Source organism: Gimesia maris, from assembly GCF_008298035.1.
GTDB lineage: Bacteria > Planctomycetota > Planctomycetia > Planctomycetales > Planctomycetaceae > Gimesia > Gimesia maris.
Map to the genome: position 1 here is coordinate 7,449,303 of NZ_CP042910.1, position 22,038 is coordinate 7,471,340.

The following is a 22,038-nucleotide window of genomic DNA, read 5'->3' on the forward strand; positions in this document are numbered from 1 at the left end:
CCGAGTTCACTCTGTGGAATAAGTGGTCGCTCTGATTTCCATTCCTTTGGGAAATCGCTCTCTGGCAAACTGCAGGTGTTTCACAAATGGCTGCACCAGCATGGCCGGCAGGAAGAGCAAATCACCAATCAATGCCGTCGTGAGCAGAGCCAGCATCATCCAGGCAAAGCGTTGAGTCGGAATGAAATCGCTGAAGGCAAACACCAGTAGACCCAGTCCACAGATAAAAGTGGTATGAATCATCGCGCGTCCGCAGTGCTTCATCGCTGAGCGAACAGCCTGTTCGCTGCTTTGATTCAGTCCTTTTTCACGACGGAACCATGAGAGGAAATGCAGTGTGTCGTCGATGGCAATTCCCAGCGCGACACTGGCTGTCATGACGGCACCAATATCGAGGGGAATATCCATCCAGCCCATGATTCCGAACACAACCACGATCGGGAAAATGTTAGGCAGCATGCTGAGCAGGCCGGTCACGATACTGCGCTGGACAATGATAATCATCAGTGCCACCAGCACAAACGCAGTCAGAAAGCTCCAGGTAAGATCCTGTAAGATCAACTGTTGTACGGTGTGGATCAGCGGCATGATTCCCGTGTAGTACGCAGTCAGGTGCACGCCATCCGCTTCATACTCCTGCAATGCAGGCTGTAATGTTGATTTGAGTTGCGCCAGGGCGGCCCCGTAATCAATTTTTCCCAATGCGGGAACACGCGCGCTGATGCGCCATGATTCTCGTCCGCCGTTATCAGACAGATAGACGGAACTGATTACCGCTTCGCGATTTTCCTTTAATTTTTTATTTGTCACCACTTTTCGAAAGATCGATTCGAAGCCGTTATGCTCAACCGGATTGGGTCCAAATGTCGCTGCCGACATGGTACCGGTATAACCGTCGATATTATCAATGGTCTGTTCAATCTCATCAATGATCCGCAAACGCTGCAGAAATGTTTTTTTGCAGTCTTTATCAAACTCAATGATCACTTCGACCGGAATCAGCGGTCCCATGCGTTCTTCGTTAAACTTATAATCGCTGAGCACCTGGCTGCCGGGTGGAAACAGGGAGGGGACATCGACTGAGGAGCGAATCGACAGCAGTCCATATGCTGAAACTGCCATCAACAGCACCAGTGAGAGAAAGACCGGGGCGGAATATTGTTCTAACAGGCGAGGAATGTTTTCCAGCCAGGCTGAGATACGAGTAAAGTAGCGGGGAGTGTGGCCGGTCTGTCCTTCGCGATTCATTTTCAAGATCTGTTGTGGCGGCCAGAGCTGCATGGCTCCCGGGAGCAACAGTAACAGAACTCCCAGCGTGATCAGTAATCCGACGGAGGCGATCAGACCAAACAGTGCGATCGGACTGATCTGGCTGACCATCAGGGATCCCAGACCCACTGCGGTCGTTACTGCTGCCAGCAGGCACGGATACCAGCCTTTGGAAAATCCATTGCGGACGGCAGCTTCTGCTTCCTCTTTTGATTTGGCGTTCGTGGAGAATAATTCGTCATAGTAGTAATTCACCAGGTGCACGCCGGCAGAAATGGTGAGCACAAAGACCAGTGAAGGCGTAATGATCAGCACGGCATCCAATGAATACCCCATGTAATAGACCATCGCCAGTACCAGACCCTGACCGAAGAGACCGGCCAGCAGAATCGTGCCTGTCAACATCCACGAACGAATACAGAACCAGCAAAGTACCGTGGCCAATACTGCTGATAAGGCGCCAAACAGGTTGACGCTATGGATACTTGCCTGATCAATGGCGACCCCGTCCACAGGAGGTCCGGTAATATGAAATTCTTCTCGGGGGATCTGGCAGACTTCTTCCGCCACATCCAGAACATGATTAATCGACTGGGCCCGTAATTCGTTCCCCCGATAAGTTAAAATAATGACGGCACAACTGTCTTTGAGATTTTTCCCGACGAGTACACCCTGCAACCGCTCCAGCGCTTCTTCGCGCGGCAGTTTGAGAGGAGGCGCCGTCAGCGAATTGAGTGTCCCGGCACCACTGACGATGCGGTCGAAGAGCGTTTCATGGGTTTCGCCGAACTCGGTCGTCCGCGATGCGTTAATCTGTTTTTCAAATTCGATTAATCGCGGATCATCAACGGTACAACCGGGCCAGCTGATGAGAATCAGATCGTTACTCTCAAAATCTTTGGAGAACCGATCGTAATTCTGCCTGGACTGCATGAAGTCGGGAGCCCACTTTTCCGGGGCAATCGACATGCTTTCCACGCTTTTGTGGGCACCATAAATCAGAAATGGCGTAATGAGAACGAGTAAGACAACCGTTACGAGGTAACGACGGATATAGTGCGGTTTTGAAGCTGTCATGGCGACGATCTTTGTGTAAGGGGCAAAACACGATCACAGGTACTCAAGGGCATCCCAGCCCATTCGTACACAGCAAGTCTAGCTCACGACTTTGCACTCGTCATAAAAAATGACAACCTTTTTGCAGACTTCTTCGTCTACATAACCACTACAACCCACACAAAGAAATGATTCTCAATTCAAACCGTCGATCGATTGCGTCGCACATCAATATAAACGGCAATAAGAATCACTGCCCCTTTTACTATGTATTGCAGTGAGTAATGAATGCCAGCCTGATTAAGACCTTTATCAAGTATACCGATAATAACAGCGCCAATCAAGGTGCCAAATATGGTTCCGCGTCCTCCCGTAAAGCTGGTTCCCCCCACAACGACCGCCGCAATCGCAGTCAACTCGAACATTTCTCCTGAGCCGGGCTCTGCAGAGTACAGTTGGGAAGTGTGAATCATGCCCGCGATCCCCGCCAGAACCGAACAGATCAGGTAAACCATTACCTCTACACGGACTACTGGAATACCTGTATAGAGGGCAGCTTCACGATTGCCTCCCAGCGCATAGACATGCTGACCAAAGCGGGTGCGATGCAGAAGCAGCGCCATCAGCACAAACAGCGTAAGCATGATGACCACAGGAACGGGCACTACGTCAAAAAGTCGCCCATTGCCAATTGCCAGTAAAAAGGTCTGCTGATCTCCAATCGATATCGGCAGGCCGCTGTTAAAACGCAGTGCGCAGCCGCGGGCAATCAGCATGGAAGCCAGGGTAATAATAAAAGGAGGCATTGCAGTTTTCGCAGCCGCAATGCCATGAAAGATTCCAAAGAGCGATGCCACCCCCAGACCGGCCAGGATGGAAAGCAGGAGATAGCCTGCATTTTGTGTATCCCCGGAAATAGCCGAGAGGCAGTACACGGTAGTGGTTCCCACCAGCGCCACCATCGCACCGACGGAGAGATCGATCCCGCCGATCAGAATGACCAGCGTCATGCCCAGCGCAAGGATTGTATTAACGGAAATCTGCTGCGTCAGGTCCAGCATATTTTCCGGCGATAAAAATGTGGGAACCCAGATGCGGAACAGCAGCAGCAAAATAATAATTGCCGCCAGCAGAGGCACCATTTGTCTGACTACTTTCACGCTTCTTCTCCTGTCAGCTTCTGCATGATCTGTGCTGCGGTGACTTTCTCAGCCGGATAAATGCCCGTCAGTCGTCCCCCCTGAAAGGTGCCGACCTGATGCGAAATATTCAGAACCTCATCCAGGTCAGACGAAATCAGAATCAGCGCCATGCCCTGCCTGACCAGTTCACCAATCAGGCGGTACAGGTCTTCGCGGGCACCAACATCAATGCCTCGCGTGGGTTCATCGAGTATCAGAATTTCCGGCGGTTCTTCCATCCAGCGACCGACGAGCACCTTCTGCTGATTGCCGCCGGAAAGATCGCGGATGGGCTGTTGAGGGTCAGACAGACGCACGCCAAAACCCTCAATCGTGCGGGCCACGATTTCACTGCGACTCTGATTATCAAAGCGAAAACCGTGAATCCATTTCTTCAGCCAGGGGAGTGTGATATTAAACGCCACTGACTGTTCTGTGATGAGTCCCTGATGTTTACGGTCTTCGGGAACCAGGACCAGCCCCTGCCTTAAGGCATCGCGGGGGTTGTTGATCTGCACCGTTTTTCCATTAATGGAAACAGTCCCCGCCAGAACGCGATCCACGCCAAACAGAGCGCGGGCCAACTCGGTGCGACCTGCCCCCACGAGGCCAGACAGCCCCAGCACTTCCCCATAACGGACTTCGAACGAGACATTCTGCACGTAAGCCGAACAGAGCCCCTCCACTTTCAATGCGATCTCACCCGGCTCGTATGGGGGGCGGGGAAAATGCTCTTTGATGTCGCGTCCCACCATCCACTCAATCAGGGTCGCCGGTTCGATCTCTCCGGTTTTCGCAGTGCCTGCGGTTTTGCCATCACGCAGCACTGTGATCCGATCTGAGAGGCGCGTGACTTCTTCCATACGATGCGAAATATAAATGATGCCGACACCCTGCGTTTTCAGTTGTTGCAGCGTGGTGAAGAGTGCTTCGACTTCCGTTTCCGACAGTGACGAAGTTGGTTCATCCAGAATCAAAACCCGCGCCTCCTGGGAGAGTGCCCGGGCAATTTCGACTAACTGCTGTTGTGCGGTGCTGAGTTGTGATACGACGGCTGTCACATCGCTGATTTCGGTGAGCCCGAGTCGCGTCAGTAATGCTTCAGCCTGTCGGTTCATTTCCCTGCGCTGCAGTAAGCCGCATCGGACGGGTTCGCGACCGAGGAATATATTTTCGGCAACCGTGAGATTGGGGGCCAGCGAGAGTTCCTGATGAATCAACCGGATCTTGAGCTGGTCGGCATCGGTGACCTGGCGGAGTTGAACCTGTTTTTCACCCGACCAGATTTCACCGGCATCAGGTTGATAGATGCCTCCCAGAATTTTGATCAGCGTGCTTTTCCCGGCACCGTTTTCTCCCAGCAGGGTATGTATCTCACCAGCTTCTACAGCAAAGCTGACATCATCCAGAGCCGTTACGTTTCCGAAGCGTCTGGTAATTCCCTGGAGTCGAAGGAGAGGCGCGGCGCTGGCGACGGACATGATTTACTGGGGCTCCAGATATTGCTCCGCATTTTCTGCTGTGATCAGTTCCACACGTACTTTTACATCTTTTTCTACCGGTTCCCCTTTGAGATGTGCCAGCATTTTTTCTGCAGCGATCTTGCCGATCTCCCGGGGAAACTGCGCCGAAGTCGAATGCAGTTTTCCCGCCTGGATGGCCTTGATCCCGGCCTGAGAACCATCGACGGTTACGATCGTCACCTGATCCAGTTTGTTGGCCGAGTCGAGCGCAGAAATCACGCCGAGTGCATTGGGATCATTAATCGCAAAGACGGCATCCAGATCGGGATAGCGGCCGATCAGGTCGCGCATCACAGGGCGGGCACCTTCTGTCGTTCCCTGGGCTTCCTGGACATCGAGAATTTTCATCTCCGGATGTTTTTCCAGTTCCGTTTTGAACCCTGCAACGCGATCAATACAGGCTTTGTTGACCGACAGGTGCAATACGACAAGCCTGGCTTTGGGATTCACTTTGGCAAGTGCCTGTGCCGCCAGTTCGCCAGCGCGAACATTATCGGATGCGACCGTGCAGACAATCAGTTCTTCATCCGCTTTTTTCACGGGCGCATCAACGATGATGATGGGCACTTTTTTTCGGTTGGCTTCGAGCAACGATCCCTTCAGGCCTTCCCAGTTGACCGGGTTCACAAAAATGCCGGCGACATTTTGCAGAATCAGATCGGAGAGATCGTTCTTCTGTTTGAGAGAATTGAACTGTGCATCCAGGATGACCAGGCGATCGCCGTTCGCCTCGAGTTCTTTTTTCAAACCTTCGCCCAGATCGACAAAGAACGGATTGTTCATGGTCTGAAAGGAGGCACCGAACAGCCTGCCTGAGTCTGCTGTAGAATCCGACTGCGGTGAATGGGAATCGGAACCGTTACTGCAACCGATGCTGCCGATTGCGAGCAGGGTAAGCGGGATAAGAAACCGTAGCGCACTGTTCATAACCAACCTTCGTTTCCGTGGAAGACTGAAATTTCTCCATAAAACGATCACTTCTCATCATCTTATAACTAACAAATTCCCTCGGCGATGAAAAGCGCAGGCGGCAAAACAGGCAATGTACTGCATCCGTACAAGACGCAGGATGCTGTCAGGCGGCGCGTTTGAGCGTATCCGGAACCGGCTTGAGTGAAGAAGGCTGAAACTCAGGCAGAATGCGTTGAATCTCGGCCAGGATCAGAGGTGAAGGTTGTTCCGTAAGACGGGAAAGCCTCTCGTAGGCTTCCAGAATAAACTGTTCGCTGAAACTGACTTTTTCAGCAACCATAATTTTGGGATGGCATGTGGGCAGATGCTTTTCGCCGTCGACATGCAGTTCTTCGTAGAGTTTTTCTCCTGGTCTGAGCCCCGTGAATTCGATCTCAATATCTTCGCCCAGTTTGAGGCCGGAGAGATGTACCAGGTCAGTTGCCAGGTCGGTAATCCTGACCGGTTCACCCATGTCGAGAACAAAGATCTCACCGCCGCGGCCCATGGCACCTGCCTGAATCACCAGTTGCGAGGCTTCCGGAATGGTCATGAAGAAACGCTGCATGCGTTCGTCGGTAACCGTAATCGGGCCGCCATTCTGAATCTGCTGAGTGAAGATCGGCACGACGCTGCCAGCTGAGCCCAGCACGTTTCCAAAGCGAACTGTGACGAAGTGGCATTTCGAACGTGCGGCCAGCGATTGCACATACAGTTCGGCAATCCGTTTGTTGGCCCCCATGACATTGGTCGGGTTAACGGCTTTGTCAGAAGAAATCATCACAAACGAATCGACTTCGAATTCTTCAGCCAGATCTGCCAGATGCTTGGTTGCCAGGGCTATATTTTTAACAGCTTCGCCCGGATTACTTTCCATCAACGGGACATGTTTGTAGGCGGCTGCATGGAATAGAATATCGGGTTGGAACTCCTGCATGACAGATCGAATTCGCCTGGAATCATTGATATCAGCGATCACCACATCAAAACGACCGGCATATCCCAGCTTGTGTAATTCGCGTTCCAGATAAAACTGACTGTTTTCGGAACGGTCGACCAGAATCAGTTTTCGTGGAGAAAACTGCAGGAGTTGACGACAGATTTCTGAGCCAATACTTCCTGCACTGCCGGTCACCATTAAAACTCTGTCGTCCATCCAGTTGCGGATGCTGGGCATATCAAGTTCAACCGGTTCTCTGCCCAGCAGGTCTTCAATACAGACGGGCCGCGGCTTCATCTCGACTTTGCCCGAAAGCAGTTGCTGGTAACTGGGTAGAACCTGTACTTTGATCTCGGCAGAGTTTCCCGCCTCGACCAGACTTCGAATCGTTTTGCCCGGGAATTCATCCGCCGGCAACAGGATCTCTGATACTTCATATTTTTCCGCCAGGGCACACATTTCCTGAAGTGACCCGAGGACAGGAACGTTATTAATCCGTGTGCCTATACGACTGGCATGATCATCCAGAAAACCCACAACCCGCAGACAGGAATTTTTATTGCGTTCAATCATGCGGAGCAAAGCGGCCCCGGATTCATTGGCCCCGATGATAAAGGTTGGCTTACAGTTTTCCTGCTGTCGCAGGATGCGGCCACTGTCCTGCACCATGCGAATGACTGCGCAGAAGCCACAGACCACCAGGATGGTGGAACCCCAGTCGATCAGAAATACGGAACGGGGCAGCATAAATTGAGGAAAGACAAGATAGTCAACTATGACCAAAGCCGCGGAACTGATGGTCGCCGCACGTGCCAGATTGAAGACGTCCCGCGTCGTGATATAACGGCTGCGGATTTTATAAACGCCCGTGCTCCAGAAGGTAAAAGTTTTCAACCCGACCGCCCACAGGACCGTGGAACGAAACATGCGAAATCCATTTTCGCCCAGCACACCGTCGGTGTTGAGTGAGCCTTCGAAGCGCAGCCAGAAAGCCAGGTAGTAGATCGCGCAAAAAATTGGCAAAAATACCACCATCCAAAAGAGCTGGCGTCGCGTGACGGAATAATTCCGCAGCCATTTCAATTTCGGTATGGAGTTCAACGTTAACCCCCAAAGAATCCCCTTCTGACTACGCATGAACACAGCCAGAAACAATATACATAAAACCACGATCTGAGTTAATTTGATCACATAAGGAGTGGGGTCATAACAATTTTCGCCATTTTTCGTCAACATCAAAATTCTTAAGAACAAAGCAGTTACCCGCTTGTCTACATTAACGACAGAGATGCCCTAACTGCAGGCTCAGATGAAACCTCGGACTCAATTCGCTTTTCCCCAGACAGTTGATTATGATAAGTGCGAGTCGAGCCGATTTACCGCCGGGGAGTTCTCTGAATCCTGTTTCCGACAGAAAACCCAGTTCACCCCGATGAAGCGGGGCACGGCTGCGACGATACTGTAAATACTTTACTAATAAGGTGTAACGTGATATTCGTTCTCGATAACTACGATTCATTTACCTATAATCTGGTACAACGGTTCGGCGAAATCGATCCCAGCCTGAAGATGGAGGTGGCACGGAACGATCAGACCACAATCGCCGAAATCGAAGCGGCTGCTCCGGAAAAAATCATCATTTCCCCGGGTCCCTGCACACCGGGCGAAGCCGGGCTTTCCAAAGAGGTCATTAAGTATTTCGCAGGTAAGATCCCGATTCTGGGTGTCTGCCTGGGGCACCAGTGTATTGCGGAGGTCTTCGGAGCCCAGGTGGTTCGCGCTCCGCGTCTGATGCATGGAAAAGTCTCTCTGGTCCACCACAATGGAACGGGGGTTTTTCAGAATCTTCCCTCTCCCTTCCAGGCAACCCGCTACCACAGTCTGATTGTTCCGGAAGAATCCTGTCCGGAGGAACTGGAAATCTGTGCCTGGGTGGAGGAAGAAGGTCATCCCAAAGAGGTCATGGGGCTGAGGCATCGCGATTTTTCAGTACATGGCGTCCAGTTTCATCCCGAAAGCTTTTTGACTCTGGAAGGGCTGACCTTACTGAAAAACTTCCTGCAGCTACCGGCAGAACAACTCAGTACCACTTAAAACAGGAGAGGGAACACCCCCGCATGCTGTCAGTTCAAGAAGCATTTCAACTGATTCTGGAAACCGTGAAACCGGCGTCTCCCGAACAGCGTACATTATTCGAAGCCTGGCATTGTGTACTGGCGGAGGGCACGGTCAGCGATCTGAACATCCCGCCGTTTGATAAAGCGCTGATGGACGGATTTGCCGTGAAAAGCAGTGATTGTCAGAATGGGAAAGCCACTCTGCAGATCCAGGAAATCATTTACGCCGGTTCGGTTCCCACCATTTCGCTGCAGTCGGGTCAGACATCGCAGATCATGACGGGCGCGCCTCTGCCCGAAGGCGCAGATGCCGTTGTGCAGATTGAGCATTGCCAGATTGATGATGCAGCCCGCTCAGTGAAGATCGACACGGGACCGGTTTCGCCGGGCAAAAACATGCTCCCCCAATCGTCGGTACTCGAAGCGGGTGCGCCTGTCCTTGCCGCTGGCACTTTACTGCGACCGCAGGAGATCGGTGCGCTGGCGGAGACCGGTAGTCCGACAGTGAAGGTAAGACGTGCCCCCACAGTCGCGATCCTGGCGACAGGAGATGAACTGGTGGCTCCTGAAGAGAGTCCAGAGCCGGGACAGATCCGCAATTCCAATGAGGTCATGTTGCACGCACAGATACTGCAGACGGATGCAAAACCGCAGCCACTGGGCATTGCCCGCGATGAACGGAACCATCTGCGTTCTAAAATACAGGAAGGCTTGAAAAGTGATTTTCTGCTACTGTCCGGAGGAGTTTCCGCGGGCGAACGGGACCTGGTTCCATCCGAACTGGAGCAGGCGGGAGTGAAACAGGTATTTCATATGGTGAACCTGAAACCAGGAAAACCACTCTGGTTTGGTATTCTGGAACGGTCCGACGGAGATCCCTGTTACATCTTTGGATTGCCCGGAAACCCTGTCAGCAGCATGGTTTGCTTCGAATTATTCGTCCGAACCGCGATCCGTCAATTTATGGGATTCCCTTCACCCAGACCTCAAGTGCAGCAGGCGCGACTCAAGAACGACTATCACACCAGCGGCAACCGGCCCACCTATCAGCCGGCGCGACTGGAATGGGAAGCCGGAGAATCTACTGTATCCCCTTTGATAACAATGGGTTCTGCTGATTTAAACTCCACTGTGAAAGCCAATGCGGTGGCGTTGTTCCCCACGGGAAATCAACATTATCAGGCAGGATTGAAAGTTGACGTCTTTTTATGGTAGCAGCGAGACTTTCCGCCCTGATTGCTCTACTCTTAAATCGCTGATTTCATTAAAAACCACGCCAATCAGACCGATCCGTTGGGTATTTAACGTCATTGCCTCCCATCAGGATCAGGAAATAAACGTAGTAAGTCACGTAGTATGAACTAAAAAAACCGGAACGGTTTCGCGGGAACAGGATGTTTCCCTGGCCGGGGGATTTCGAAATCTCCCGTTGGCAGTCACCGAATTCCAAGGATGGAAATCATGAGTTTAACGACTTCAACCTTCGAACAATCTTCCTCTGATGAACCTGTGCTGGAACCGCATCCTGTGTCTGAGCCACTCCCCTCACAACCGAAAGAGCAAAACAATCAGCCCCTGGGTGAGGACGTACAAAATATCATCAACACCGCGCGAACTTCTCCGGCTCCGGCGCGGGGCGCGTTTTTTGTTTCATTCCTGTCAGCCGTTCTGATGTGGGCCAGTTTCACTCCGGTCGACTTTGGTCCGCTGGGCTGGGTCTGTCTGATCCCGTTGCTGCTGCTGGTGCGCATTCCGAGAAGAACGCGTTTGATGTACACGGCCATTTATTCCGGCGGTCTGCTGTTTACCGTCGCAGCCTTTCAATGGATGCGACTGGGTCACCCGACGATGTATGTCGCCTGGATCGCGCTGGCGATTTATGTGGCGTGTTACTTCCCATTGTTTGTCATGCTGTCGCGCATCGCCGTCCATCAGTTTCGCATTCCCCTGCCTGCCGCAGCGCCGGTTGTGTGGGTCGGACTGGAATACATCCGGGCTTATCTGCTGACGGGGTTCTCCTGGTACTATATCGGCCACACACAATATCGCTGGATCGAAATGATTCAGATCAGTGATCTCACCGGCGCTTATGGCGTCAGCTTTATCGTGGTCATGATGGCTGCCTGCTTTGCCTGCCTGTTACCCAATTCACTGCTGATCCGCCTGAAACTGTTTCCGATGAAGCTGACGGAAGAAGATCAGAAACTGAATGAGATCGGCGGAAAGCAGATCCTGCAGACAGCCTTATGCCTGGGCCTGTTCTTTGCGGTCCTCGGCTATGGTTATGTCCGACGTTCGCAGGCCGAATTTCAGGATGGGCCGCGAACCGCTTTAATTCAGGCGAATTTTCCATCTACCGTTAAACATAACCCGAACGAATGGCGTGCCATCTACCTGAAACATATCGAGTTGATGGGCGCCGCCGTTCGTGATCAGCCAGACCTGGTTGTCTGGCCGGAAACAATGTTCCGCTGGCCGTTGCTGGAGAGCAATGGGAAAACGGCTGAAGAACTGGGTGAGGTCGCGCCGGAAGTTCCACTTGAGAAATGGAAAGATCCCTCGGTTCGCAAGGTCCTGGCAAACATGAGCCAGGAAGCGAATGCGGCACTGGTGATCGGGATGGATGTCATCGCCGCCGGTGATGAAAAAATAGAGCAATACAACTCTGCGGTTTTTGTCCGACCTGATTATGGCATCCACGGTCGTTATAATAAAATTCACCGTGTGCCGTTTGGTGAATACATGCCTCTGAAAGAAACACTCCCTTTCCTGCAGATCTTCTCGCCCTATGGTGCCTCGTTTGGAATCGAACCAGGCAAACATGCTGCCAACTTTGCATACAAGGACTGGAACTTCGCACCGCTGATCTGTTTTGAGGATACGGTGCCGCACCTGGTTCGCTTCATGCTGAAACCAGGGGCTACTCCGGATGCAACAGCCAGACCCATCGACTGCCTGGTCAATCTGACCAACGATGGGTGGTTTCATGGTTCAAGCGAACTGGATCAGCACCTGATTACATCTGCGTTCCGTTGTGTGGAGAACCGGACTCCCATGGTCCGCGCCGTGAACACGGGGATCTCGGCAGTCATCGATGGTGACGGCATGATTCGCGAGCCGGATTTATTCCTCGACTGGGATAACCAGAAACGGACCACACTGGTGAATCCGAAAACAGGACGCTGGAACAAATCATTGAATGCCGTGATCGTCGATTCGGTTCCCTTGGATCATCGCAGCAGTCTTTACACCCGGTTCGGTGACTGGTTTGCAGGCGTCTGTTGTTTCTGTGTCCTGTTTCTGTTCTTCATGTCCGCACTTTCCTGGAAACGAAACGCGGCTGAAATGAAATCGTAGGCCTGGTTCAACGTTGATCTCACGGGGGCCGATATGATCGTTCGTTGCCTCGGAAGACGACATTTGCACGCAATCTGCAATCCAGGGCCGGTGAATCAGGGTGCTTCCCGGTCTGAATAGACCAATCCGCATGGTTCTGGCTGGTATTTGCCGGTTTTTAGAAAAATACGGTGGAAAACGATAGATAAGCGCCCTACCCTGACCGCTAAAATAAGAGGCAGGGCGCGTCCGTCAACGCGTATCCCTACCTGTATTTGAATACACCCTCTCATTTCAAGCGGACGAAGATTGTTAAATTAAAATGGCACGCGACAGCTGGTACTTTAAGCGTTCAACTGAAACCGAAGGTCCCATTTCATTTGAAGAATTATTTGCCATGGCACAACAGGGCGAATTGACTCCTCAAATGGAAATCCGCAGTGGTGAATCCGGAAACTGGTTTGCTGCCGAGGACATGGGAGGCCTGTTCGATTCCTCTTCCAGTGGTGAACTGCCATCGCTGGATGATTTTTCCATTGTGGATTCCTCATTTGGAATCGAGTCAGAACCCGACATGCCTAACCTGGATGGTTTTTCCATTGTCGAAGAAGAAGACAAACTCTCGAGCGAACTGGAATCTCAGCTCCCCCGGTTTGCTACGCTGGAAGCCGTGCGGAGCAAGTACCAGAAGATTCAATGGTACTGTCGCGTACTGAATCATGAACTGGGGCCGATGTCGGCTGACGACCTGATGAAGATGCTGTTTGATGGTGAGCTGGCGCCCAATGATGAAGTAAAATCTTCAGCAGAGCCGGAGTGGGTGCCCGCGCGTACTGTTGTGTTTTTGAGTTCTTCCGGCAGTGATCTGGACGTCATCGATTCGGAAGAGGATTCGGTCGAAGAGCTGGTTCCGACGTCGGGTGAATCTGCTTCAGAACAGACTGCGACAACCGAAGAAAATGTGGTTGAAGCAGAGAAACCGGCAGAGCCTCCTCCACCACCGATTCTGAAGGTCCGTTCCAAACAAAAGTGGTACTGCAAACTGGGTGGCATGGGTTACGGCCCGATTGAAGCGCACAAGATCAAGATGTGGGCCGAACAGGATCGAGTCGAACCGACAGACCTGCTGAAGCTGGGCCGCAAAGGGGAGTGGTTTGAAGCCTGGCAGATCGAAGCCTTGCAGCTCAAAAAGCCGAACCCGAAACAAGCAGAACCAGAAGTAAAAGCAGATACTGCGGCTACTGAGACCGAATCAAATACAACGGGTGCACCTGTTGCTGCCGCTCCTGCTGCGGCGTTGGCACCAATGCCTGCAGCTCCTGTAGCCGCTGCAGTTCCACCCGTGGCGCGGGCAAAACCGAAAATTCAAGTGCAGCGTTCCAATCCCCTGGAAGCGCTGGGACCATTGATGGATCCTAAAATTTTAGGCGGAGTGGGGGGCGTCATTGCTTTAGTGGCGATACTGTATTTTGTCCCTCTGGGTGATCTGTTCTCCCCCAGTGGAAAAGAGGAATTCGCCAAGTTCCAGGCCTTCTACCAGGAATACAAGGCCTTACAGTCAAAGCAGGCAGGACCCGCTGAATACGCTGCCCTGAAAAAGAAAGCCAATACCGAACTGGATCCGGTCATCAAAGATCTGGAAAGCACTGCCGGTTCAGACTATCCTGCTTTGCAGCAACTGCTCTGGGCCGGGCGGGATTATCTCCCCAAGATGCTGGATAATCCAGGGCCGGAATCAGCCCGAGATCAGGAAAAATTTGAAAATTGCCTGCAGGAAGCGCAACGACTGATCAATAAAAAGTAAGGTTAATACGAGCTTCCGCTGTTCGGGACTGCCTTGACTGGATGTCATAAGAAGCCCACTCCCTTAAGTTTTTTTCGCGGTTCAGATTATGAATACCGAATCTCCCCTCCCTGCCCGCAAGAAACGATTTCCGTTCGGGATTGTGCTGTCAGTGCTGGCCCTGGTTACTGCTTATGTGCTGCTGGTGAATGCAGGACGAAATCTGGAATACAAAAAGGTGAAAGCCGTTCATCAGGAGTTTCTGGCACTTAAGCAACAGAAAGCCAGTAATGCGGAATGGGAGGCGTTTAAGCAGAGTGTCCACACCAGAATCGATCCCGTCATCAAAAAACTGGAAGCCACTGCCTGTTCAGATTTCCCGGTGCAACAACTATTGCTCTGGGCCACGCGTGACTACCTGTATCCCATGCTGGATAATGCACGAGTCGAGAAAAGCAGAGAACAGCAAAAGTTTGAACGGTGCCTGAAAGAGGCAGAGACCCTCATTAATAAACTACCCTAATTATTTCATTTCTCGCAATCCCGGAAATTGCTAGAATCTGTTCCCCATGCGGGTCAGCATATTTCGAAATTGACTGCTGTTCTCAGGTCTATGCGGATGCTAAGATTACTTGTTGAGCAACAGTATAACTGATTCCTACCTGGATCCCCCCTGAACTTATTAACCTATTTTATTAACTTTTCCTGCCGGGTTTTGACCGCTCACAAGACCCGAAATTTTCCTGCAAGTTATCCTGCAAACTGGAGAGAGCCTGTCATGAACCCTCAGATTACGTCTCGTCGCCGTCGGGGTTTTACCCTGATTGAACTGCTGGTTGTGATTGCCATTATCGCAATTTTAATCGCCCTGTTATTACCTGCTGTCCAGCAGGCCCGTGAAGCTGCCCGTCGCAGTGCGTGTAAAAACAACCTGAAACAGCTCGGGCTGGCGATGCACAACTATCATGAAACCCATGGTATTTTCCCACGTGCAAACTTTGAAAAACAGAACGACTCTACTTACGGATATGGAAACTATTCGTACTTCTCGTTCTCAGCCCAGACCATGCTGCTCCCCTTCCTGGACCAGGCAAACGTTTACAACCAGTTCAACTTCTCACTGGCCCCTAACCAGGCGCCCAATGATACAGTCAAACGTGCTGTCATTCCTGCTTTTCTGTGTCCTTCTGATCTGAGTAGCATTCAAAATGGTGGCGGATATGGATTAGGTCCAGGCAACAACTATGCCGTCTGTGCCGGTCCCTCGATCTTCTGGTTTGGCTTTGCTCCCTCAACCAATACGAGCCCCACAAACCTGCAGCACCAGGTGGGGATGTTTAACTACCGTAAAGCGATTCGCATCCGTGATCTCACGGACGGCAGTTCCAATATCATTGCAGCCGGCGAACTGATGAAGGGTGACGGTAACAACGATGCTTCCCTGATCGGTGAAGGTGATACCATCCGCGGTGGTTCAAGAGGAAGCACTGCCAGTTCCTTCCCAAGTTACAACGATGTCAAAAACTGGGGTGCCTCCTGCCTGGCGAAAAAGAATTCGCCTCCCGCATCACCCGCACCTCGAGGCGATACCGGTTCCAACTGGGTTTACGGTAACGGCGGTCTGACTGTTTTCAACACACTGCTCAACCCGAACTCTGAATATCCGAACTGTGTGACCTGTTCCAGTTGTGGAACGAATGACGCCCCTGGCCTGTTCCCTGCCCGCAGTCGTCACGTCGGTGGTGTGCATGTCCTGATGGGCGATGGTGCCACCCGGTTCATCAGTGCCAACATTGATAACACAACCTGGCAGAATCTAGGTGCGATTCAGGACGGAAACGTTCTGGGCGAGTTTTAATCGCACTGCCTGAAAGTGATTTAAGATTCAACGAGCAGCATGGGAGTTTCGACTCTCATGCTGTTTTGCCACACAAGGCTGATCCCTTACCTGATAATTGAAAGCAAGATACATGAAATTGCTCTTTGCGCTCCTGACGGGTCTGGCGCTGATGTTCCCTGTGATGACAGGCTGTTCCGGCGAGGCAGAACCAGAGGTTCCCTCATCCGCAGCCATCATTGCTTCCTTCAAATCGAATCTGCAGGTCGTCGTTGATACCGGCGAAGGCGGAAGCGGGCTGGATGTGCTGCGTGCCGACTTTGAAGAACTGCAGAAGCAGGCACCTGAGAAAGCATCCGCTGTCCAAAAGGATTATGAATCCCTGATGACCGCATCAAAGCCGGAAGACCGAAAAACGCTGGCCGGCAAAATCATCGCAGGTTTAGAGTAACGATTTGTTACTCCCTCAGCTTTCGCGCGGCGGATTGACTGGCTTGTTCTTCCACCAGATCATCAACTTTGGGGATAATTTGTCACCATCGAGGATGCCTTCGACCTGGATAAACCGGTCGTCCTTGACGCGATAAATAAAAGACTGCGGTGCCGGTGATTTCCTGCCTTTGTTCGGGCCTTCCAGAACTTCCAGATCGTAATAGATAAAGAGACTGGCATCGTCCATGCGCTGCAGACGGTACTTTGCCTGATGGTGATGCACGCGTCGTCCCAGTCTGTCGTAAACGGAGACTTTTGAGAGATCGCGGGTCAACTCCTGTTCGACACGCAGCGGCGATCCTTTGGCGTCGTGATCATTGCGAACCCAGATCCCGGAGATGAGTTCATAGTCTTCCTCAGGAGCCGGCTCTGCCGCCGTACACACTGCTGCCCAAACCAGTAATACTGCCAACCCTGCAACAGACTTCATCGAAAACCTCCCTGTCTTGCACCGAGAGCATTTTTTGCTTTCAGCTGAGTCGTTCGAAATGCAGGGGATGATCGGATTCCGGATCAGCCACCCGCATTGAAATTTTCCCATCAAGGACATCCGTTAACAGATCGCCACAGACCTCTGCGCGCCAGCCTGCCATCAGTCGTGGTCGTTCGTCAGAAATTTCTTTGTAGACATGGTATCGAACGAGGTGTCTCAAATCGGCTGAAGTCCCCACGAGCGTTTGTGAGACATTCATCTCGGCACAACGATTCGCCAGTGCAATTCCCAACAGCTTACCGATGACCTGTTCGTCCTGGTTTTGTTGGGTATTCGGATTTTCCATCAACTGCGGCAGCTGATCGTTGGGTGTCTGTTGTGCTTTCGCGATTCGCTGCACGACTTCGGGCGCCAGCTTGAACATATTCTTACGGTTCAGATCCCGGGTCGCCGTCAGGTCCTGAGGCGTGGCTGGTTTGCGGCGGGCAAGTTCAATTAATAGATCATCACGGAGGATTCTGCGTGCCGGCTGATTCTTTTCCTGAGCCACCTCATCGCGCCAGTCAAACAGCTCACGTACAATCGCCAGCTCGCGCGGTTTCAATTTATGCAATCCGGATACACGTCGCCAGTTTTCCCGATGAAATTCGGAATCCACTTCATCAATCATCCGTTGAAACTCGGCTTCGGCCCAGTCGAGTCTTCCCAGGTCGATCAACTCCTTTTCCTGTATTTTCCAGATCTTGAGCACGAACTTGACATCATCGAGTGCATATTTGATCTGCTGCTGGGTCAGTGGTCGGCGACGCCAGTCGGTACGAGTTTCTTTACTCCCCGCTTTTTCATTCAGCACACGTGCGACCAGTGCGGTATACGAAATGGGAAAACTCCGCGAACGCAGGCCTTCGGCGATCTGCAAATCGACCAGTTTCCGGGGCTTCTTCCCGGAAAAATGTCGACAGAAACGAACTTCTTCACGACCGCCATGTACGACAATGACCGTGTCATCATCCGTCATGATATCCCACCAGGGGGATAAATCATCCATTTCATAAGGATCGACGGCGACAGCCTGGCCATTGACGGCAAACTGCAGCAGCGAGAGTTCCGGCCGATACGTGAACTCTGACACAAATTCGGTATCGAATGCAACGATGCCCGCGTCCCGGATTTGATCACATAACGCGATAAACTCGGACTGCTGCACGATGAGGGGGCTCGACATCCTTTGACCACTTCCTTTTCTTTGACCCGAAGCTCAGAACTTCGTCTGACATGATTGCGCTGACTTGCTCGTTCCTGCTTAAACCCTAATGTTGTAGATATTTATTGTATTCGTCAATGAACTCAGGCACTTTTTGTGCCTGTGACAATGATAGTCAGTCGTCCCGGCTTTACTCTCAACAGGGTTAAAAAACCGGTTGAAGTCAACTGGTTTGGGAAAAACCGGGTAAGTTTCGCCGGCTTCTCTGTCGATTCTGTAAACAGGAGAACCTGTTGTTCAAAACCGAGCGGCAGAATCTGCCGATTGTTAACCTACTTTATAAAACGCTCCAGGAGCAGCTTGTCATGGAAGACGACGCCCCACCAGGAGTCCCGGAGTGGGTGGTGACCTATGGTGACATGATGTCACTGCTTCTCACCTTCTTCATCATGCTGGTTTCTTTGAGTGAAATCGTGAATGATGAAAAATACCGGGCGATCCTGGAATCCATTCAGTCATACACGGGGTATCGGACCGGTCCGATCTCGCCGCCGGGAAAATATTTCCCCATGAACTCGCTGGTCGACCAGATGAGCATGCTGGGTGCCTACACAGACAGCCCCGACCGTGGTCGCGGGGGGATCAAAACTCGTTCCCTGGAAGGCAAGGACGTGCGGGTCTACCGGACGCGCGAAGGGGTGCCCGTACCAGTGGGGCGAACCCTGTATTACAACCAGACCGATATCGACCTGGATGCCAGACGCCGGGAAAAACTGGACCTGATGATTCCAGAACTGGCCGGGAAACCAAACAAAATCGAACTCCGGTCCCACACATCTGTCAAACCGCTGCCAGCCGACTCACCGATTCACGACAAGCTGATTCTGACCTACCAGCGGGGACGGGCCGTGATGCTGTATCTGATACAGAAAGGGATCGAGCCGAAACGAATTCGCATCACCGCTGCGGCTGACTCTGAACCGCCTCTGCAGACTGGCGATGAACAGTCAGAGCAGATGGACCGCCTGGATGTATTACTTCTGGATGCCTTTGTGAGCGACTATGTCGGCCCCAGAAAGTAACAGGTCATACCAAGCCTGGTATGACTGATGATTAAATTATTCAGCCATCAGATCTTCAACCAGATGATCACGACGACGGGCGGCCACATCATGCATTTTGATGATATGCGGCGCGGATGCTTCCACGTGTGCTTCATCCAGGCGTCTGCTGACAGCGGGAGCCAGGGGTACGAACATCGACGAAACACGGACGTTCACGCTGTTCTCTTCTGATTCGGACATTTCCTGATCCTTTATGTTCATTTCATCTAATACGACAGGATTCCAAGTTTCTTTTCGCTGATCAGCTGTGACATAATGTGTTCGTGCCCAGCTTCTTAATCTCAACTCTCTCACCATTGAGATCGTACTATTCAACTCCTTGCTCATACCGCGCTATCCTCTTTGATGAATCTTCCTAAGCAGGTCCCATTTCACAGTCGCGTCTTGTCTTGAACAGTTTTGAGCTCGAGGAACCTGAAGACGCTGCCTCAAACCTGCCCTGAACACAGGCTCTAATGTGACTATTAATCAGATCGTCTGGAAGCTTACATCAGCCAGAATGATTTTGTTTTCGAGCTGAAGCTTTGAGTGAGATTCCCAACTGCAGGCAGCTATTGCAGACACAACCCGAAGAACAAGGTTGTTGAGCAGAATACTCAGGACCACAAATAAAAGACTACCTGGCACAATCGAACGGAGCAACACAACCCGCACCAATGGTTAAAACCGATACGATCAGCACTCTGATTCCGGGTCTTCTTCACTGACTCGATAACGTGAAAGCAGCACGGCGAACAGATTTCGCGTTGATCTGGTGACCGTTTCCAGTTGAGGCGTCTGGGACTCATGCAGAAATGTAAACGCTAATACGATGATCACCGCCGCCGTCAACAGGATAGAAGACCGCACATTCTGATTTTCGCTGAGCACCCCCAGCATGGGAATATACCAGGCACGACTGGTGACAGAAGCTTTCTGATTTGGATTCCACTGGGGAACATCCAAAGCATGGTCCGGCTCGACGGCAATGCGTTCTTCCCCGGGACTGGTGGCATCAAAGTCAACGCGGGCGACTTCGGAACGGAACTCCGGATCGTTCTCCAGGGAATGGGCAATCTCTTTCAGGTATTCCACCTGATTTTCCAGCGAAACCAGCTGAACCTGGTTGGTCAGATACTCATTACGCAAATTCAGATAGGACAGGTAACGGGGCGCCAGCACTACCGCCGCAAACAGGCTGGCGGCAATAAATAACAGGATCCAGAATGTGAGCGAAATCATCCAGCCGATGCGGGATTCTTCATTCTGATTCTGACTGACTGACACAATAAACACGCCCGATTTGAACAGGTGGAAAACAGCGGGAAACGACACCAGTATTCTCTTTAATCAAAATCGACCACGACAGGCAGCCTTCTTCATACGCTGTGAAACAGTACGGGTTATCCAGCCTGTTACCAATCTGACGACTGGTTAATCGGGTTCAAGAATACGGACGTAAAAAAACTCCCCTCTGAACTGAATCAGAGAGGAGTGATTTTCATTCGACCTTGAAGCAGCGATCAGGAAATTGTGCCACCGAAGGTAGCTTCGGTACCGAGGATTTCTTCGATCCGGAGCAGCTGATTGTATTTGCAGATCCGGTCAGTTCGACTGGCGGAACCGGTTTTGATCTGACCGGTGCACAACGCGACAGCCAGGTCAGCGATGGTGGTATCTTCGGTTTCACCGGAACGATGGCTCATGACGGCGGTGTAACCGTTGCGGCCAGCCAGTTGAACGGCTTCGATGGTTTCAGAAAGCGTACCAATCTGGTTCACTTTCACCAGGATGCTGTTGGCAATACCTTCATCGATCCCACGCTGCAGACGTTTGGGATTGGTTACAAACAGGTCGTCACCCACCAGCTGCACTTTATCACCGACGCGGTCGGTCAGCAGTTTCCAGCCTTCCCAGTCATCTTCTGCCAGACCATCTTCAATGGAGCAGATGGGATATTTATCAACCCAGGCAGCCAGGAAGTCGACCATGCCGGCGGAATCGAACTCGCGTCCTTCGACGGTGTAGATACCGGTTTCCGAGTTATAGAACTCAGTCGAAGCGGCATCCAATGCAATTTTCACCTGATCGCCGGCTTTGTAGCCTGCGTTTTCAATCGCCGTCAGAATCACATCGATGGCGTCTTCACTGTTGGGCAGATCGGGAGCAAAACCCCCTTCGTCACCAACGGCAGTGCTCAAACCTTTGGAAGAAAGTACTTTCTTCAGCGAATGGAAGATTTCGGTACCGCAACGCAGAGAATCACTGAAGTTGTCGAAGCCCAGAGGCATGACCATGAATTCCTGCAGGTCGATGCCGTTGCTGGCGTGCTCACCACCGTTGATGATGTTCATCATCGGAGCGGGCAGACGGTTGGCACCGACGCCCCCCAGGTAACGGAACAGAGGCAGATCAGAAGCGTGAGCTGCTGCATGGGCAGCTGCCAGCGAGCAGGCCAGGATCGCATTGGCACCCAGGCGCGATTTGTTTTCGGTTCCATCCAGATCCAGCATGACCCGGTCAATCAGTAATTGATCACAGACATCCAGATCGACCAGAACGTCCGCGATTTCTGTATTCACATTTTCGACAGCCTGCTGAACCCCTTTGCCCAGAAAGCGATCTTTTTTGTCTGCATCACGCAGTTCACAGGCTTCATGCATCCCCGTGCTGGCACCACTGGGTACAGCGGCGCGTCCGACAGTTCCGTCTTCCAGTTCAATATCCACTTCCACAGTGGGGTTCCCGCGGCTGTCTAGAATTTCACGGGCATGAACGGAACTAATGGCAATACTCATCGTTTGTGTTTCCTC

At 51.9% G+C, this 22,038-nt stretch carries 18 protein-coding genes; 8 read left to right on the top strand and 10 right to left on the bottom strand.

Going from position 1 to position 22,038, the window contains the following annotated elements; genetic code table 11:
* Nucleotides 1-6: 6 nt before the first annotated feature.
* From GmarT_RS27795 to GmarT_RS27815, 5 genes are all read right to left on the bottom strand, one after another.
* Complete coding sequence (locus GmarT_RS27795) at nucleotides 7-2,346, bottom strand: efflux RND transporter permease subunit (RefSeq protein ID WP_002645444.1); 2,340 nt, start codon at nucleotides 2,344-2,346, stop codon at nucleotides 7-9.
* 179 nt (nucleotides 2,347-2,525) lie between these two features.
* Nucleotides 2,526-3,485, bottom strand: a complete 960-nt coding sequence (locus tag GmarT_RS27800; RefSeq protein WP_149303510.1) for an ABC transporter permease — start codon at nucleotides 3,483-3,485, stop codon at nucleotides 2,526-2,528.
* Entirely contained in the window at nucleotides 3,482-4,987 is a 1,506-nt protein-coding gene (locus GmarT_RS27805; protein WP_002645442.1) for a sugar ABC transporter ATP-binding protein, read from the bottom strand. The genes GmarT_RS27800 and GmarT_RS27805 overlap by 4 nt, the downstream gene beginning before the upstream one ends.
* A gap of 3 nt (nucleotides 4,988-4,990) precedes the next feature.
* Nucleotides 4,991-5,956, bottom strand: coding sequence for a sugar ABC transporter substrate-binding protein (locus GmarT_RS27810; protein WP_002645441.1), 966 nt, complete (start codon nucleotides 5,954-5,956; stop codon nucleotides 4,991-4,993).
* 148 nt (nucleotides 5,957-6,104) lie between these two features.
* Nucleotides 6,105-7,943 (bottom strand): polysaccharide biosynthesis protein, encoded by a 1,839-nt coding sequence (locus GmarT_RS27815; RefSeq protein WP_187782322.1) that lies wholly within the window; start codon nucleotides 7,941-7,943, stop codon nucleotides 6,105-6,107.
* A gap of 465 nt (nucleotides 7,944-8,408) precedes the next feature.
* Between GmarT_RS27815 and GmarT_RS27820 the strand changes: the two genes are divergently transcribed.
* From GmarT_RS27820 to GmarT_RS27850, 7 genes are all read left to right on the top strand, one after another.
* A complete protein-coding gene (locus tag GmarT_RS27820) occupies nucleotides 8,409-9,014 on the top strand; it encodes an anthranilate synthase component II (protein ID WP_002645439.1) in 606 nt (201 codons plus the stop codon).
* 23 nt (nucleotides 9,015-9,037) lie between these two features.
* Nucleotides 9,038-10,252, top strand: coding sequence for a molybdopterin molybdotransferase MoeA (locus GmarT_RS27825; protein ID WP_002645438.1), 1,215 nt, complete (start codon nucleotides 9,038-9,040; stop codon nucleotides 10,250-10,252).
* Nucleotides 10,253-10,498: 246 nt separating this feature from the next.
* Nucleotides 10,499-12,394 (top strand): apolipoprotein N-acyltransferase, encoded by a 1,896-nt coding sequence (gene lnt / locus GmarT_RS27830; protein ID WP_002645437.1) that lies wholly within the window; start codon nucleotides 10,499-10,501, stop codon nucleotides 12,392-12,394.
* 301 nt (nucleotides 12,395-12,695) lie between these two features.
* Nucleotides 12,696-14,177: a DUF4339 domain-containing protein gene (locus tag GmarT_RS27835; protein ID WP_002645436.1), complete on the top strand. Its 1,482-nt coding sequence runs from the start codon at nucleotides 12,696-12,698 to the stop codon at nucleotides 14,175-14,177.
* An 88-nt stretch (nucleotides 14,178-14,265) separates the two neighbouring features.
* Nucleotides 14,266-14,679, top strand: a complete 414-nt coding sequence (locus GmarT_RS27840; RefSeq protein ID WP_002645435.1) for a hypothetical protein — start codon at nucleotides 14,266-14,268, stop codon at nucleotides 14,677-14,679.
* Between the two features lie 255 nt (nucleotides 14,680-14,934).
* Complete coding sequence (locus tag GmarT_RS27845) at nucleotides 14,935-16,014, top strand: DUF1559 domain-containing protein (protein ID WP_002645434.1); 1,080 nt, start codon at nucleotides 14,935-14,937, stop codon at nucleotides 16,012-16,014.
* A gap of 112 nt (nucleotides 16,015-16,126) precedes the next feature.
* Nucleotides 16,127-16,444, top strand: a complete 318-nt coding sequence (locus tag GmarT_RS27850; RefSeq protein ID WP_002645433.1) for a hypothetical protein — start codon at nucleotides 16,127-16,129, stop codon at nucleotides 16,442-16,444.
* Nucleotides 16,445-16,459: 15 nt separating this feature from the next.
* Here the strand turns inward: GmarT_RS27850 and GmarT_RS27855 are convergent, their stop codons facing one another.
* Both GmarT_RS27855 and GmarT_RS27860 read right to left on the bottom strand, forming a co-directional pair.
* The gene (locus GmarT_RS27855) at nucleotides 16,460-16,915 is read right to left on the bottom strand and encodes a hypothetical protein (RefSeq protein ID WP_002645432.1); all 456 of its coding nucleotides are present in this window, start codon (nucleotides 16,913-16,915) and stop codon (nucleotides 16,460-16,462) included.
* A 40-nt stretch (nucleotides 16,916-16,955) separates the two neighbouring features.
* Entirely contained in the window at nucleotides 16,956-18,143 is a 1,188-nt protein-coding gene (locus GmarT_RS27860) for a ribonuclease D (RefSeq protein ID WP_002645431.1), read from the bottom strand.
* Nucleotides 18,144-18,487: 344 nt separating this feature from the next.
* Between GmarT_RS27860 and GmarT_RS27865 the strand changes: the two genes are divergently transcribed.
* Nucleotides 18,488-19,204 carry an OmpA/MotB family protein gene (locus GmarT_RS27865; protein WP_044237076.1) on the top strand — a complete coding sequence of 239 codons (717 nt, stop codon included), beginning with the start codon at nucleotides 18,488-18,490 and terminating at the stop codon, nucleotides 19,202-19,204.
* Between the two features lie 36 nt (nucleotides 19,205-19,240).
* On the opposite strand, the gene GmarT_RS29650 is transcribed toward GmarT_RS27865, so the two are convergent.
* The 3 genes from GmarT_RS29650 to eno form a co-directional block, all read right to left on the bottom strand.
* On the bottom strand, nucleotides 19,241-19,426 hold the full coding sequence (locus tag GmarT_RS29650) for a hypothetical protein (RefSeq protein WP_155367777.1): 186 nt from the start codon (nucleotides 19,424-19,426) through the stop codon (nucleotides 19,241-19,243).
* A 495-nt stretch (nucleotides 19,427-19,921) separates the two neighbouring features.
* A complete protein-coding gene (locus GmarT_RS27875; RefSeq protein ID WP_002645428.1) occupies nucleotides 19,922-20,560 on the bottom strand; it encodes an FtsB/FtsL family cell division protein in 639 nt (212 codons plus the stop codon).
* Nucleotides 20,561-20,748: 188 nt separating this feature from the next.
* Entirely contained in the window at nucleotides 20,749-22,023 is a 1,275-nt protein-coding gene (gene eno / locus GmarT_RS27880) for a phosphopyruvate hydratase (protein WP_002645427.1), read from the bottom strand.
* Between the last annotated feature and the right edge of the window lie 15 nt (nucleotides 22,024-22,038).